11 protein-coding genes and 1 pseudogene are annotated in these 14,658 nt (G+C 72.3%); 7 read left to right on the top strand and 5 right to left on the bottom strand.

Features of this window, described 5'->3' with window-relative positions:
• Positions 1-88 precede the first annotated feature (88 nt).
• On the bottom strand, positions 89-3,895 hold the full coding sequence (locus ABD161_RS01665) for a proline dehydrogenase family protein (RefSeq protein ID WP_343999050.1): 3,807 nt from the start codon (positions 3,893-3,895) through the stop codon (positions 89-91).
• Positions 3,896-4,014: 119 nt separating this feature from the next.
• Here ABD161_RS01665 and ABD161_RS01660 point away from each other — a divergent pair, with 119 nt between their 5' ends.
• The 4 genes from ABD161_RS01660 to ABD161_RS01645 all read left to right on the top strand — a co-directional run bounded on the left by ABD161_RS01660 (position 4,015) and on the right by ABD161_RS01645 (position 6,488).
• Positions 4,015-4,527, top strand: coding sequence for a DUF1990 domain-containing protein (locus ABD161_RS01660; RefSeq protein WP_135114409.1), 513 nt, complete (start codon positions 4,015-4,017; stop codon positions 4,525-4,527).
• A 139-nt stretch (positions 4,528-4,666) separates the two neighbouring features.
• Positions 4,667-5,407: a hypothetical protein gene (locus ABD161_RS01655; protein WP_343999047.1), complete on the top strand. Its 741-nt coding sequence runs from the start codon at positions 4,667-4,669 to the stop codon at positions 5,405-5,407.
• Positions 5,404-5,973: a hypothetical protein gene (locus ABD161_RS01650; RefSeq protein ID WP_135114410.1), complete on the top strand. Its 570-nt coding sequence runs from the start codon at positions 5,404-5,406 to the stop codon at positions 5,971-5,973. The genes ABD161_RS01655 and ABD161_RS01650 overlap by 4 nt, the downstream gene beginning before the upstream one ends.
• Positions 5,970-6,488, top strand: a complete 519-nt coding sequence (locus tag ABD161_RS01645) for a hypothetical protein (RefSeq protein ID WP_135114411.1) — start codon at positions 5,970-5,972, stop codon at positions 6,486-6,488. Before ABD161_RS01650 ends, ABD161_RS01645 begins: the two co-directional genes overlap by 4 nt.
• Here the strand turns inward: ABD161_RS01645 and ABD161_RS01640 are convergent.
• Together ABD161_RS01640 and ABD161_RS01635 are read right to left on the bottom strand one after the other, a co-directional pair.
• A complete protein-coding gene (locus ABD161_RS01640; RefSeq protein WP_135114412.1) occupies positions 6,472-7,728 on the bottom strand; it encodes a hypothetical protein in 1,257 nt (418 codons plus the stop codon). The two genes, ABD161_RS01645 and ABD161_RS01640, sit on opposite strands and share 17 nt — an antisense overlap.
• Positions 7,729-7,957: 229 nt before the next feature.
• A complete protein-coding gene (locus tag ABD161_RS01635) occupies positions 7,958-8,518 on the bottom strand; it encodes a thioesterase family protein (protein WP_135114413.1) in 561 nt (186 codons plus the stop codon).
• Between the two features lie 110 nt (positions 8,519-8,628).
• Between ABD161_RS01635 and ABD161_RS01630 the strand changes: the two genes are divergently transcribed.
• Complete coding sequence (locus tag ABD161_RS01630; protein WP_135114414.1) at positions 8,629-9,138, top strand: GNAT family N-acetyltransferase; 510 nt, start codon at positions 8,629-8,631, stop codon at positions 9,136-9,138.
• A 16-nt stretch (positions 9,139-9,154) separates the two neighbouring features.
• Positions 9,155-9,946: a coenzyme F420-0:L-glutamate ligase gene (gene cofE / locus ABD161_RS01625; RefSeq protein ID WP_135114415.1), complete on the top strand. Its 792-nt coding sequence runs from the start codon at positions 9,155-9,157 to the stop codon at positions 9,944-9,946.
• Here the strand turns inward: cofE and ABD161_RS01620 are convergent.
• The gene (locus tag ABD161_RS01620; protein WP_343999122.1) at positions 9,913-12,288 is read right to left on the bottom strand and encodes a DUF4082 domain-containing protein; all 2,376 of its coding nucleotides are present in this window, start codon (positions 12,286-12,288) and stop codon (positions 9,913-9,915) included. The two genes, cofE and ABD161_RS01620, sit on opposite strands and share 34 nt — an antisense overlap.
• A gap of 126 nt (positions 12,289-12,414) precedes the next feature.
• A pseudogene (locus ABD161_RS01615) lies at positions 12,415-13,817 on the bottom strand (N,N-dimethylformamidase beta subunit family domain-containing protein); the annotation flags it as partial.
• Positions 13,818-13,864: 47 nt separating this feature from the next.
• Between ABD161_RS01615 and ABD161_RS01610 the strand changes: the two are divergent.
• Complete coding sequence (locus ABD161_RS01610; protein ID WP_343999043.1) at positions 13,865-14,614, top strand: hypothetical protein; 750 nt, start codon at positions 13,865-13,867, stop codon at positions 14,612-14,614.
• Positions 14,615-14,658 lie beyond the last annotated feature (44 nt).

Below are 14,658 nucleotides of genomic sequence, written 5' to 3'. Positions count from 1 at the left end.
TGCTCGCGGGGCGGGCGGCGTAGGCGCCATCCCGCGCCGGTTCGGCGAGAAGGTGCGGGGTCGGCATGCCGGGGCGGCGCCGCGCCGGTCAGATGATCTCGCTGCTCCAGCGGTCCGGGTTGCCGAAGCGGTGGGCGGTGATGGTGATCGACTGCTCGTGCAGGAACGGAAGCAGCTCGACGCGACCGGCGGTGGTGACCTCGCCCCCGTAGATCGCCAGATCCGGATCACCCTCGACGCCCGCGGCGAGCGCCGCGTGCAGGGCCGTCACCGTCTCCGGCGAGCCCACCAGCCGGGCGCGCGAGGCGCGGACCGGGCCCGAGATGAGGTGGCCGACCGGGATCGCACTCGTGGCGGGAGCCTCCTCGCCATCGGTGCCCGACTCGCTCGAGGACGACTCCTCCGCGGCCCCGCCGCGCATCCGCTGGATCCACTGCTCGTCCGACTCGACGTACACCGGCACATCCAGCTGACCGAGCACGCGGCGCACCGCGGGCGGCAGCCCGACCGGAGCCGAGAGCGTGAGCTCGCCGCCGACGCGGATGCCCGCGACCACAACTCGCAGCACCGCCTGCCAGGTGGCGTCGGCGGTCGCGCGGACGGCGACCGGCGTCGAGCGGTAGCGGAACAGGTTGCGCTCGATGCCCAGCCCCGAGACGTCCTTCACCTTGCCGAACTCGCGGTCCCAGGCGATCGCGTCCGACAGCGCGGCGCGGCGCAGCCAGTCGAACTCCTCGTAGCTGAGGGAGGGCTGCGCGGCCTCGATGAGCGCGACGATGCGGGTGTCGAGCCCCCGCAGGTGCAGCGACTTGCCCGAGGGCCCGCCCGACGTGGCGCGCCACGATCCGAGGCCGATCAGGTAGTTCGGGCCGCCGGCCTTCGTGCCGGTGCCGACCGACGAGCGCTTCCAGCCGCCGAAGGGCTGGCGCTGCACGATGGCGCCGGTGATGCCGCGGTTGACGTAGAGGTTTCCGGCCTCGACGTTCTCGAGCCAGTAGGCGAGGTCATCGGGATCCTGCGTGTAGAGACCGGCGGTGAGGCCGTAGTCGACGGCGTTCTGCAGCTCGATGGCGCGCTCGAGGTTGGGCGCGTGCATGATGCCGAGCACCGGGCCGAAGAACTCCTCGCGGTGGAAGCGGGAGCCGGGCTTCACGCCCGTGCGGATGCCGGGGGTCCAGAACCGGCCCTCCTCGTAGCCCCAGCCGGTGTCGCGCAGCGGCTTCGGCGGCACGAGCCACTGCTCGCCCTCCTCGAGGGTCGTGAGGGCCCAGTCGAGCTTGCCCTTCGGCACCTCGATCACGGGGCCGACCTCCGACAGCGGGTCGGACGGCGGGCCCACGCGCAGCGAGCGCGTCGCGTCGACGAGTTGGCGGGCGAACCGCTGGGATCGGCCGACCGGCCCCACAAGGATCGCGAGCGAGGCGGCCGAGCACTTCTGCCCGGCGTGCCCGAATGCACTCTTGACGAGGTCGGCGGCGGCGAGGTCGAGATCCGCCGAGGGCGTGATGATCATGGCGTTCTTGCCGCTGGTCTCGGCGAGCAGCGGCAGGTCGGGACGCCAGCTGCGGAACAGCTTCGCGGTCTCCCACGCACCGGTCAGGATGACCCGGTCGACGGCCTCGTGCGAGATCAGCTGCCGGCCGAGGTCACCCTCGGAGATGTCGACGAGCGCGAGCACCTCGCGCGGCACGCCGGCGTCCCACAGCGCATCGGCGACGACGGCGGCGCAGCGCCGCGCCTGCGGCGCCGGCTTGAACACGACACCGGATCCCGCTGCGAGCGCGGCGAGCACTCCGCCGGCCGGGATCGCGACCGGGAAGTTCCACGGCGGGGTGACGACGGTCACGCGCGAGGGTTCGAACACCGCGCCGGCGACGCGGTCGAGCTCACGGGCCGTGGCGGCGTAGTAGTTGGCGAAGTCGACGGCCTCGCTGACCTCGACGTCCGCCTCGGCGAACACCTTCCCGGTCTCGGATGCGGCGACCTCGATGAGCTCGCCGCGGCGCGCCTCGAGGGCACGGGCGGCGCGCTGCAGCACGGCGCTGCGCTCGACCGCCGGGCGGCGGCCCCACTCCTCGCCGGCGGCGCGCACGCGACCGATGATCTCCTCGAGCGCGGCGGCATCCGTGACCCGGGCGGCCGCGATGGTGGCGTCCCCCGCGGTGGAGGACGGGATCCGCGCCAGGATGTCGCGCGCCCACTCGCGGTTCGCAGGAAGCGCCGGATCGGTGTCGGGCGCGTTCTCGAAGCCCGGGGCGCCCGTGGCGCGGCCCACCTCGCGCGCGGCGAACACCGCGGTCTCGACGAAGTCGGCATCCAGGACGGCGCGGAACTCGTCGGCCGGATCGACCGCGACCGTGTCGTCGGCCGTGGCGAGCGCGGGGCTCTGCGATCCGCGCGCGATGTCGAGCACAAGCTGCGTCAGATCCTGATCCTGCTGCTCGTCCGCGATCTCCGCGGCGCTCGGCGCATCCGCCCGATCCTGCTCGCGGTTCGGCCCGACCGGCAGGGACGGATCGGCGGAGCGCTCCACCGAGGCGATGAAGCGGTCGCGCTCGCGGGCGAACAGTGCCGGGTCGTCGGCCATCTCGAACGCGGCGGAGAGGAAGTTGTCGCTCGAGGCGTTCTCCTCGAGGCGGCGCACGAGGTAGCTGATGGCGACGTCGAACTCGTCGGGGCTCACGACCGGCACGTACAGCAGGACGTGGCCGACCTCGCGGGTGACCGCCGCGACCTGGCCCTGCGCCATGCCGAGCAGCATCTCGAACTCGAGATCGGACCGCACGCCGCGCTCGCCCGCGAGCAGCCAGGCGTAGGCGATGTCGAACAGGTTGTGGCCCGCGACGCCGAGGTTCACGGCGCGGGTGCGCTCGGGGTGAAGGGCGTAGTCGAGGCACCGGAGGTAGGACGCGTCGCTGTCGAGCTTCGATCCGTGGGTCGCGAGCGACCAGCCGTGCATGACGGCATCCACCCGCTCCATCGCGAGGTTCGCGCCCTTGACGAGGCGCACCTTGATCGCCGCGCCGCCCGCGTCGACGCGCTCGGTCGCCCAGGCCGTGAGACCCTCGAGGGCGGGGAGCGCGTCGGGAAGATACGCCTGCAGCACGATGCCGGCGCGGTAGTTCTTCAGCTCGGGGGTCGCGAGCAGCCGCTGGAACACCGCGATCGTGAGGCCGAGGTCGCGGTACTCCTCCATGTCGAGGTTCAGGAACGTGCCGTGCGCGGCGGCCGACAGGTACAGCGGGCGCAGGCGCTCCACGACCTGGTCGACTGTCTCGTCGAAGGCCCACATCGACAGGTGGCTCGCGATCGCCGAGACCTTGACCGAGACGTAGTCGACATCCGGTCGCTTGACGAGCTCGTGGATGCCGGCCAGGCGGCGCTTCGCCTCCTGCTCGCCGAGCACCGCCTCGCCGAGCAGGTTGAGGTTCAGCCGGGCGCCGCCCTCGCGCAGCTTCGCGATCGCGGGGCCGAGCTTCTCGGGGCGGGCGTCGACGATGAGGTGCCCGACCATCTCGCGCAGCACGCGCCGCGCGATCGGCACGGTCGGCACGGGCAGGAACGGTGCCACCAGTCCGCCGGCGCGCACCGCGCCGCGCAGGTACCAGGGCAGGAACTCGGGCACGAGCGGAGCGACCCGGTTGAGGTTGCCCGCCGCGGCGGTCGCGCTCTCGGGGCGCATCACGCCGTCGACGAAGCCGAGGGTGAACGGCAGCCCGTTCGGATCCTGCAGCACTCCCGCGAGGCGCGCGGCGGCCGGATCGGCCTCCACTGCTGCCGCCTCGGTCACCCACCGCTGGGCGAGGGAGACGGAGGCCTCCACGAGGTGGGCGGGGGCTGCGGTGCCGGTGGGCGCGCTGGGTTCTGCCGAAGCAGCGTCGAGATCGTCGGCCATGCGATCAGCCTAAGGAGCGCACCGCGAGATCGCCGGTGCGCCGGGCGATATGTCGCGCACCGCAGCCGTGAGTCTGCCGAGCGCCGATGGATCCGGCGGCGCGCTGACAGGATGGCCCCATGCGCTCGCGCGATGCGTTCACTTACGGCGAGGTCGAGGGCACCCGCCGCGCCGATCTGCTGCAGCGCCCGCCGCGGGGGTACCGGCCGATCGAGCGTCGCGTGCGGATCGGCAGCGGCGATGCCGCCTTCCGCGCCGCGGGCGACGCGACCCTGCGCTGGGGCATCCAGCGTCGATCCGGGATCCGCGTCGCCGCGCCGGATCGCGAACTCGCCACGGGCGACGTGGTGATCATGCGGATCGGGCTCTGGCCGCGGGACGTGCCGTGCCGCGTCGCCTACGTCGTCGAGGAACAGGATGTGCGCGGCTTCGCGTACGGCACCCTGCGCGGTCACCCGGAGCGGGGAGAGGAGGCGTTCCTCGTCGAGCGCGATCCGGACGGATCCGTGTGGCTGCGCGTGCGGGCGTTCTCCCGCCCGGCGAGCTGGCTCCTGTGGCTCGGATACCCGGCCATCCGGGTGATGCAGTGGGTCTACACCGAGCGCTACCTGCGCGCGCTGGCGGCGGGATGAGCACCGAGCCCCGGGCAGTCCGCCCCGTTTGCCGCCGCGGGCGGGCCTGGCAGGATGATCGCATGCGCTCGGGGGACGCGATCACGTGCGAGGGCGGGGGCCCGCACCTCGCCCCGCCGGCGCGCGCGGGGGTGCGCGGATGAGCGCGCCCGAGCCGCCCGCCGACCAGGCGACCGGCGCGGCATCCGACCCCACCTCGGAATCCGCGGACCCGCAGAAGCGCGCGTCACGGCGCACCCCGGCGAGCTGGGCGAAGGTCGCCGCGCAACGCCTGCCGAGCTCGTGGGTCACGGTCACGGCCGCGGCGCTGTTCCTCGCGGCGACCGCGGCGTTCGGAGGCCTGGCCGATGCGCCCGTTGCGGAGGCGGCGGCGCTGCCGCAGCTGATGGCGGGCGACACGCACACGAACGACCAGTTCGCGATCACGTTCGAGCGTGCCGTGCTGCTCAATGACCTGAGCGGCTCCGGCACGACACCGCAGGAGGGCGAGCGCGTGCTGGCGGTGGTCGTCACGATGGAGAACGTGACTGACAGCCCGCTGTCCACCGCGTCCTATGCCCCCCAGACGTTCGCCGTTCCCGGGCTGCCGGCCCAGCGCGTCGACGGCAGCAAGATGCCCACCGTCTCGGTCGCGCGCATGGATGACGCGACCACCGGTCCCTACCTCCAGCCGGGGGTCCCCTCCCAGCTGGTGCTGACCTGGCCCGTTCCGGCCGACCGCTATGCGGCGGGCGACGAGGTGCCGCTCGCCATCTCGGATCTCCACTGGTGGGAGCCCGAACTTCTCTTCACCGGCAACGGCGGGCAGTGGGAGGACCCGACGCCGGCGGCGCGGGTGCAGCTGACCGCCGAGGACGTCGACGCGGAGGAAGCCGGATGAACCGGGCCGCCCGCCTCGCCCTCCACTGGGCGGCCGCCGCGGCGCTGGTGGCGGCCGCGTGGGGCCTTCACGCGATCACACCCCCGGGCATGATCGCTGCGGAGCCTTTCCGCGTCGACGCGCGGATCGGGGAGCCGGCGGAGGGGCGCAACCTGCGGGTGACGGTGAACGGCGTGCACGCCGCCTCGAAGGTCACGGAGCCCGAGCGAGGCTGGTACGCGGAGGGGCGCTGGGTGGTCGTCGAGTTCGAGGCAGAGGCGACGGAGTCCGAGAGAGAGGCCTATCTCAGCGTGATGCGCCTGCGGATCGGCGACCGGACGTACCGCGCAAGCGAGCGACCCGGTCTGGGGTTCGGGCCGCCCGCACGGCTGAGCGTCGGTCTGCCCCGCCAGATCAGCGCCGCCTTCGAGCTCCCGGAGAATGCGGGCGGTATCGCCGAACTGGGGATCGCGTACGGCGCGATCGGCGATGAGCGAGCGGATTCGCTGGTGGTCATGCCGATCGACCTCGATGCTCTCGAGGTGCAGCCTGAGGTCGAACTCGCGCCGCCGGGGTGGGCGGAATGAGCCGGCTGGGGCCGTGGCTGCGGCGCAACGCGCTCGCGCTGATCGCCCTCGCGGTGCTGATCCCCGTCGGCGTCATGGCGACCGGGGTGGCCGCCTGGACCGGCGCGAAGTCGGGCTCGCCCGTGCAGCCGATCGAGGCGGGGGAGACCGCCGAGTTCGCCGGGGCCCAGTGGCGGGATCCCCGCGTGGTCGACGAGACCTCGCTTCACCGCGACGCGGTGCCGCCGGATGCGCGGCTGCTCGTCGCCGAGTTCACCGTCATCCCCGGCGGGACGGGAATGGGGTGCACGATCACGCTGACCGAGGCGGAAGGAGCGGGGCGCTCCTGGGAGTCGCAGTGGAACGGGGCGGGGCTCAGCTGGCCCGAGCAGCCCTTCTGCGACATGGCGGCGACCGGACCCTACGAGGTGCGAGTGCCGTACTTCGTGCCAGCGGATGCGGCCGAGCGCCTGCACATCGACGTCGTCGTGGCAGACGAGCTGCCGAAGTTCCTCCGGTTCACGGACGAGCGCTGACGGGGGCCGCGTCGCCGCCCGCGCTCGCGGCCGGCCGCGCGGCCGGCGCATCCGGAGCAAGCCGTGTCAGCGTCGCGTCGTACGCCGCCGCCACGATCGCGATCCGCAGCGGCTCGATGATCAGCGGCGGGATCAGGAACAGCGACTCGCTCAGCACAACCCAGAAGCCGGTGAGCGACTGCGGGCCGACGATGCGCGTCACCACCCACCCGAGTGCGGGCTCGAGCGGCAGCAGCACGGTGAACAGCAGCACGTAGCTCGCGATGAGCAGCGGACCCGCGCGCCACATCAGCACGATCGCCTGACCGATCGGGGCGAACCGCTGGGTGACCTGCTTCCAGAGGTCGTCGAGCGCCCGGCGGATGGGGCCGCGCAGCGCGCGGTAGCGGGCGACAGTGCGGTCGATCGCGGCCCCGGAGAGCTGCGGTGCCTGGGCCGAGACCGCCTTTCCGTAGATGGCGCCGGCGACGGTGAGCCACGCGAGCGGCAGCAGGATGACGCCGCCCACCTCCCCGATCAGCCAGACCAGCCCGTCACCGAGCCAGACCAGCGGGAACAGCACTCCCGCCAGCCACTCCCGCGCGTCGGCGAGCCACACCCAGGCGATGCGCCCCTCGGCCCACTGGGTGACGATGCCCACCAGGTCGAAGATCACGAGCGCGGTGAGCACCACCCACAGGGCTTCGAGGTAGACGAGCACGGGTGTGAGCCACAGGCGCTTCTTCGCACGCTCGCGCCCGAGGAACCAGCGGGCGGCGAACGCGACGACGATGAGCGTGATCGAGAGGGGCGAGAGCACGAGATCGCCGACGGTGAAGCCCCAGTCGACGTTCTCGAACGCGTGCTGCTTGCGCTGGTCGAGGGCGCGCTCCGCGAAATCGGCCCAGTCCTCGGTGAGGTAGTTGTAGGCCGTGTAGAACGCGACGAACGGCACCGTGCCGCCGAGCAGGGCCCGCCCGAAGTCGCGGCGACGCTCGGCCGGATCCTCCGGTCGCGGCGCGAGCACGCCGAGGTGCCGCAGGCCGTCCCGCACCACGAGCAGCATCGCCACGTACGCCACCAGCCGCGACAGGGGAGCCAGCGGCTGCAGCAGCACGCCGCCGATGTCGCTGTACGCGCCGACGAATCCGGCGATCTGAATGCAGACGTACCGCGCGAGCGTGCCCGCGGCGTACCAGGCGAGCAGCGCGGGCCAGTGGGCGGCGAGCAGCCGTCCCGTCGTCGCGAGCATCCCGAGCACGCGCCAACGCTACCGCGCACGATCCCCCCTCGCGGTGGGCACTTCTGCCGGAGCCGCGACGCGCTTTCGGTGCCATCCGGCCCTGTCGCGGCGCCGGAAGGGCCGGTCGGCAGCCATTCGTGCGAGCCCGTCATCTCGACTCGCTGCGCTCGCTCGATAACCCGGGGGCGACACCGCCGGTTGCTGAGCGAGCGGAGCGAGCCGAAGCGACCGACCGAAGCGTCGCGGATCAGTCCCAGTCGCTCGGCGCGGGGCGGCGGGTCGAGGGCAGGGCGACGTTGCTTGCCCACTCGTGCGTCCAGGCGGGCATCTCGGGCAGGGCGTCCTCGAGGCCCAGCGCCTCCAGCACCTCCGCCATCGGCACCGTACCGCCCGAGCGGCGGAGGATGCGGCCGCGGATGATCGCGCTCGCGTAGATCTCGCCGCGCACCACCGCGCGGTGCTCGAGGTAGAGGGCCCGGTCGTCGTGACCGACCCAGCGCGACTGCAGCTCGAAGCGCTGCCAGAGGTTCAGCGACTTGCGGAACGTGACCGTCTCGCTCGCCACGACCGGATACCAGCCTCGCGCGTTCATGATCTCGGCCAGGTCGGTGCGCACCATCAGATCCCACCGGCCGAGGTCGAACAGCGACAGGTAACGGCCGTTGTTCATGTGCCGCAGGATGTCGATGTCGGTCGGCAGCGTCGTGAGCCGGATGCGCCCCACCGCGGTCGGAGCGAGCCGCCCGCCGCGCCGACGGCGTCGGCGCGCCAGGAACATCACGATGAGGGTCCGCCAGATCACATTCACGAGTCGCGATGCTGGCACATCCCTCTGAGGATCCCCGGGTTCGTTGTCCGCTGTCGACAACGCGTCGCGCGGATTTCTCGTCAGCCGATGTCCGTGCGTAGAGTCTGGCCATGACAGCCGAATCGCTCACCGATCTGTTGGTCCGGCCGATTCGCGACGTGGACGCCGAGGCAATGGGCCGCGTCCACGCGAAGGTCTGGCACGAGACCTACGACGGCCTCATCTCGAGCGCAACGCTCGAGAACGTCTCGCCCCGCCGCCTGGCGGAGCTGTGGACGCACTACACCTCGCAGAGCGACGAGATCCGCCACGCGGCAGCGCTTGTGAACGGCGAGATCGTCGGCTTCGCGGCAAGCGGTCCCGCACGCGACGCGGACGCCCCCGCTCCCCGCGAGTTCTACTTCGTGTACCTGCTCGACTCGTGGCACCGCAAGGGAATCGGCCGCGCGCTGTTCGACGCTGTGGTCGACGACGGCGAGCCGCTGTACCTGTGGCTCGCGGAGCAGTACCCCGGTGCACGCACGTTCTACGAGAAGCGCGGCTTCCATCTCGACGGCGCCCGCCGCGACGAGGTGTTCCTCGGTGAGACGCTCACCGAGGTGCGCTACGTCCGCCCCTGAACCGGGGACACCGAGGGTGCTGACCGTCTGGCCGCTCGCCGGGATCCCCGAGATCTCCGCGGGCGATCACCTCGTGGACGTGATCGGATCGGCGGTCGACGCATCCGATCCGCTCGCCGACGGCGACATCCTCGTCGTCACGAGCAAGATCGTCTCGAAGGCCGAGGGCCGCTTCGTGACGGCGGACGACCGCGAGGACGCGATCACGGCCGAGACCGTGCGCGTGGTCGCGACCCGCACGTCGGCGTCTGGCCACGTGACGCGGATCGTCGAGAACCGCCTCGGGATCGTCTCGGCGGCGGCCGGCGTCGACGCCTCCAACACCCCGGAGGGGACGGTGCTGCTGCTGCCGGTCGATCCGGATGCCTCCGCGCGCGCCCTCGCCGAGGGGCTGCGCGCCCGGCTGGGCGTGCGGGTGGGGGTGCTGATCTCGGACACCCTCGGCCGCGCCTGGCGCGACGGGCAGATCGACCACGCGATCGGCGCGGGCGGCGTGCAGGTCTTCGAGGACCTCCGCGGCTCCACCGACACCCAGGGGCGCCCGCTGCACGTCACGCTTCCCTGCGTGGCCGACGAGCTGTGCGCGGCGGCCGATCTCGTCAAGGGCAAGGCCACGGGCATGCCCGTCGCGGTCGTGCGGGGCCGCGCGGACCTCGTCGGCGAGCTGGATCTCCCCGGCGCGCGCACGATCCCGCGGACGGGCGAGCGGGATATGTTCCGCCTCGGCTACGACGAGGCCTACGCCGAGGGCTTCGCTGACGGGACAGCCTCAGTTCAGCCGCGCTCGAAGACCACGTCGACGAAGTAGTTGCTACCGCGGTAGGAGTCCTGGGGGAACCCGCCGCCGTAGGCGTAGCGGCCGTTGAACGCGGCCGCTTCGAGCGGACCGACCGCAAGAGGTGCGCCCGTGAAGAACTCGGAGGTCACGGCGTAGCCGCCCTGCGGGGCGAGGTACGACGCGACATAGGACGTCCCCGCTCTCACCTCGACGGGCTGCTCGAACAGGGCGGTCTGCCACCCCGCATCGCCGGTCGCCGAGAAGCTCACGGTGGCGAGGACACCCCCGGCCGCATCCCACAGCGTGCCCGTGTGCGGGCCGGCGTTGCCCGCGCCGCGATAGAAGCGCACACCGGTCACGACGCCGTCCTCGGTGGGCGCGAAACCGACGCCGAGTTCGACCCTCGCACCGTCGCTCGCCGAGGCGGTGTCCGGCACCGCACCCGCGAACAGACCGCACGGGCAGCCATCTGCGGACGCCGTCTCGAACCACCAGGTGGCATCCGGCCCACCCGTGCCCGACGTCGTCGCCGTGTACCGCGTCCGCTCGGCGAGCGGCGCCTCGGGAGTGTAGGTCAGCTCGAGGCCGTCGGGGGAGAGCGCCGACGTCCCGGCCACGGGGCCCGAAGGCGAGCTGACCGTCAGCTGCGCGCCGGCCGCGACGGCGCGGTCGAAGCGGGCGGTGATGGGCGCGCCCGGATCGGCATTCAGCACCCCGTCGGCGGGGGCACGGTCGATCACCGTGGGCACCGGGGCATCCGGCTCGAACACGACGTCGACGAGATAGCTCCCCGCGCTGCGGTCGCCGGGGAACCCGCCATCGTAGGAGTAGGCGCCGCCGTTCGCCGGCACCCGGAGGGGCCCGCGTTCGAACTCCGTCGCGTACGACCCCGTCGTGTACGAGTATCGGCCGACGGTCGTGCGGTACGCGGCGATGTATTCAGCGTCCTTCGTCACGGAGACCGGCTCATCCAGCACGAGGGTCTGCCACCCCTGTGCGCTCTCGTCCGTGAACGCGCCCTCGGCGATCCGGGTGCCGTCGGCCCGCCACAGCTCCCCGGTGTGCGGACCGACGTTGCCCGGGCCCTTGTAGAACCGGATGGCGGTGACGGTGCCGTCGGCACTCGGGGCGAACCGCACTCCCAGCGTCACGGCCGACGGGTCGGGGACCTCGAGCACACCCGGTTCCGCCGTCTCTGTGTACAGCGAGCAGGGGCACTGCCCCTCGGCCGCGACGGGAGGTGCGGTGGTGAACGACCACTGCGCGTCGCCCGCAATGCCGTTCCCCTGCGCATCCAGAGCCGTGATCGCCGCGGTGTAGACGGTCGCGTGCTGGAGGGGCTCGGTGGGCACGAACAGCGCTCGCCGGGTCTGCGGATCGTACGAGACGGCGCCGGCCACGACCCCGCCGTCGGCGGCGGTCACCGCCAGCTGCACGCTCGTCGCATCCACCGGCTTCGACAGGGTGGCGGCGATCTGCGCCGCCGTGCCGACGCTGGTGGAGCCCGCGACCGGCGACCGGCCCGAGATCGTCAGCGGGGTGTCGTCGACGGTGTCGAACAGCACGTCGACGAAGTAGTGGCTCGACCCCCAGCTCGAGGACGGGAAGTCGCCGGGCGCGGCGTACACGCCCGCCGCCTCGGCGCCGAATCCGCCCTCGACCGCCAACGGCGGCGCGTCGTGGCCGCGGTACCAGAAGGCGTCCTCGGCGGCGGCGTAGTGACCGGATGGTGCCGCGTACGACACCACATACGTCACGCCCGCGGTCAGCGGCACCGCCGAATCGAACGTCGCGGTCTGCCAGCCCGTGGCCGGATCGTCCGCGAAGGTCACGGTCGCCAGGCGCTGCCGGTCGGCGGTCCAGAGCGATCCGACGTGCGTCCCGACGTTGCCGGGGCCCTTGAAGAAGCGCACACCGCGGGCGAATCCGTCGATCTGCGGGCGGAACCGCAGGCCGAGCTCGACGCCAGACGAGTCGTCGACCGCGGGCTGCGCAGGCAACGCGGCACCGAACAGGCTGCACGGGCAGCGGACGTCGACGTCCACGCGGGCCGGCTCGCCGATGCGCGCGCTGTCGTCGACGGCGCGCGCGAGCAGCGGCGCCGCGCCCTCCCCGGTCTGCACGTACTCGTACGACCACGCGGTGGTTCCGGTCGCCGGGTGCCAGGTGGCGCCGGCGTCGGTCGAGACCTCGACGGCGGCGACGCGTCCCCCGCCCGCATCCGCGGCGGTGCCGGTCGCGATGACCTGGGTGCCGTTCTCGACATCCTGACCCGGCGCCGGTGAGGTGATCGCGACCGTCGGGGGTGTCTCATCCGTCGAGGCCGCGGCGGCCTTCAGGTCGTCCTGCAGCGTGGTCGGCTGCGCGTTCATGTCGGCGAGCAGGTTCACCGTCGCCTGCTGCATCCGCTGGTCGGCGGGGGCGCCGGCCCCGTCGTGCTGCTGATCGAGCCCCCACGCCCACTGCACGCTGCCCGACGAGAAGACCAGCGCCCCGGATGCGGCGCGATAGAGCGTCGTATGGTGCGTCGTCGTTCCCGGGCCGACGGTGCTGCCGAAGTCCTGCAGGTACTCGGGCACCTCTCCCACCGTGGTGGACAGGCGGATGAGCCCCTCCGGACGGAACCCGTTGTCGAGATCCTCGTTCGATTCGTAGCCGATCGTGTGGGGGGCCAGCTCGGCGCTGGTGCCCTCCGGAAGCGCGGCGAGAGACGTGTGACGCCAGAGGCGCAGCGCTCCCTCCGCGGCCGAGACCGTCACCGGAAGGTCGGAGTAGTTGACCATGTACGCCGTGCCGGTCAGGGCGTTCTCGGGCAGGCCGCCGCCGTCTGCCTGCGACGCGAAGCGCGGGTCGCGCCAGGTGCCCGTCCACTGCGGAGACGAGGCGTCGAGCTTGCGGTTGCTCCACGTCTCCTTGTAGGAGGTCATCGTGCGATACGGGATGGGGTCGCCGGCCGCCGCCGCCTCCCAGCGAATGCGCCAGTACGCCTCGTTCCCGGTGAAGAAGGCGAGGTTCACGCCGGCGTCCCTGGCGGCCTCGATGTGCGCGCGCTGCGGGCCCGACCAGTACTCGTCGTGTCCCGTCGAGGTGAACACCCGATGGTTCTGGATGAGTTCGCCCCGGCGGTCGGAGTCGACATCCGTCGTATAGCTCACGTCATAGCCGTTTCGCTCGAGGAAGCGCACCATGGCGTATTCGGATGAGAAGTAGAAGTCCCGGCCCGAGGCGATGCCCCGGGTCGCGAAGGGGCGGTTGTAGCTGAGCGGCCGTGAAGCGCACCCTGGTAGAAGCTCGAGCCGCCGTAGGTGTTGTACGCGTGCCAGGTGGTATCCGACGTCTGGAACAGGATGTCCGAATCGCTGTCGTCATCGCGCACGACGAAGGTGATGTGGCTGGCGCCGTCGGTGTCGGCGCGGTGAAGCCGCGCCACGTAGACGCCCGAGACCGCTGTCTGGGGCACATCCCACGTCGCGGACACGGCCCACTCGCCGCAGTCGTACAGATCCGTCGTGAGGTCGCGGCGGCATTCCGGCTGCGGCGGCGTGTCGACCGGCTCGACCGTGTCGACCTCGCGAGCGCCCTTCCCCTGGTACCAGCCGGTCCGGTAGATCGTGATCGTGTAGTCATCCGCATCGGTGTCGATCTTGAAGTCGATGCTCCCGCCGGCGTCGACGCTGATGTCGGCGGCGAAGCCCTGGATGTCGGCCGATCCGGCGCCCTCGATGTCCCAGACCTCGGGATCCGTGCCCGGTTGGGAGTTCTCGCATGCGATCTCGTTGCCGCCGGCGCCGCACGGGCCCGCCTCCGCAGAGGCCGGCGCCGACACCACGACGGCGATCGGCAGGATCAACAGCACAAGCGCGAGCGTCGCCGGCAGCGTCCTGAGCCGCTGTCGAGCCATCCGTCGGGTCATGGGACCTCCGTATCGTCCGGTATCAGGAGCACCGGATGCGCCTCCCGATACACATGGATGCGCCCCGCCCCGCCGTCGTCGCCGCGCGCATCGCGCTGGCCGCCGCCATCGGGGTCGCGGTGGGCGTCGGCATCTTCCTCTGGATCGGATCCGCGAACGACCCGGGCGTCGGTGCTCCAGCCGCGCCGTCCGGACGCGCGAGCGGCACGATGGACCCGCCCCCGTCCGGTGCGACGACGCCGACAGCCGGGGCGTCGACCGACGGGACCGACGCGGAGGCGGATGACCCGGCACCCGGCGACGACACGGATGGCTCGAGCGCGGCACCCGGGGCGAACAGCCCCGGCATCGAAGCGGCACCCGAGCCGGAGGAGTCGCCACGGCCGCCGGGAGTGGTGGGCCCTCTGCCGACGCCGCCGGCGATGGACGTTCCGGCCGGGCCCGCGGCGCCGATCGCCGCGCACGATGATCTGGTGAAGGGATTCCCCTCCGACGTGATCGCCCTCGCGGACAGCTCGACGGTGCTGTCCTCATCGCTCACAAGCGACGGCGAGCGGATCCAGGCCTCACTGGAGGCCACCGACACCGCGCCGGTCGCCGACGTGATCGCGCGCTACACCGAGCGTCTCGTCGCGCTCGGATTCACGTGGAGCACCGCCGAGGCCCCCGACGACAGCACCGCCGTGTCCTTCACGCGCGAGGGCCACACGGTTGTGATCTCCGCGCGGCCGCAGGCCGGCGGATCGCTCTTCACCGTCTTCGGCATCCTCGACGAGACCCGCTGAGCCGCATGTACATCAGCCTCCGAGACCGGCCCGCCTCCGACGCC

It is taken from the genome of Microbacterium paludicola (assembly GCF_039529675.1).
GTDB classification, from domain to species: domain Bacteria; phylum Actinomycetota; class Actinomycetes; order Actinomycetales; family Microbacteriaceae; genus Microbacterium; species Microbacterium paludicola.
Note: the sequence above shows the minus strand (reverse complement) of the source record. Positions and strands in the feature narration are given on the sequence as shown.

What these genes read in the sequence shown, in the direction of transcription:
- ABD161_RS01660 (WP_135114409.1), top strand. Translation starts at nt 4,015, where the DNA reads ATGCGCTCGCGCGATGCGTTCACTTACGGCGAGGTCGAGGGCACCCGC.
- ABD161_RS01655 (WP_343999047.1), top strand. Translation starts at nt 4,667, where the DNA reads ATGAGCGCGCCCGAGCCGCCCGCCGACCAGGCGACCGGCGCGGCATCC.
- ABD161_RS01610 (WP_343999043.1), top strand. Translation starts at nt 13,865, where the DNA reads ATGCGCCTCCCGATACACATGGATGCGCCCCGCCCCGCCGTCGTCGCC.
- ABD161_RS01645 (WP_135114411.1), top strand. Translation starts at nt 5,970, where the DNA reads ATGAGCCGGCTGGGGCCGTGGCTGCGGCGCAACGCGCTCGCGCTGATC.
- ABD161_RS01630 (WP_135114414.1), top strand. Translation starts at nt 8,629, where the DNA reads ATGACAGCCGAATCGCTCACCGATCTGTTGGTCCGGCCGATTCGCGAC.
- ABD161_RS01650 (WP_135114410.1), top strand. Translation starts at nt 5,404, where the DNA reads ATGAACCGGGCCGCCCGCCTCGCCCTCCACTGGGCGGCCGCCGCGGCG.
- ABD161_RS01665 (WP_343999050.1), bottom strand. Translation starts at nt 3,895, where the DNA reads ATGGCCGACGATCTCGACGCTGCTTCGGCAGAACCCAGCGCGCCCACC.
- ABD161_RS01620 (WP_343999122.1), bottom strand. Translation starts at nt 12,288, where the DNA reads ATGAACGCGCAGCCGACCACGCTGCAGGACGACCTGAAGGCCGCCGCG.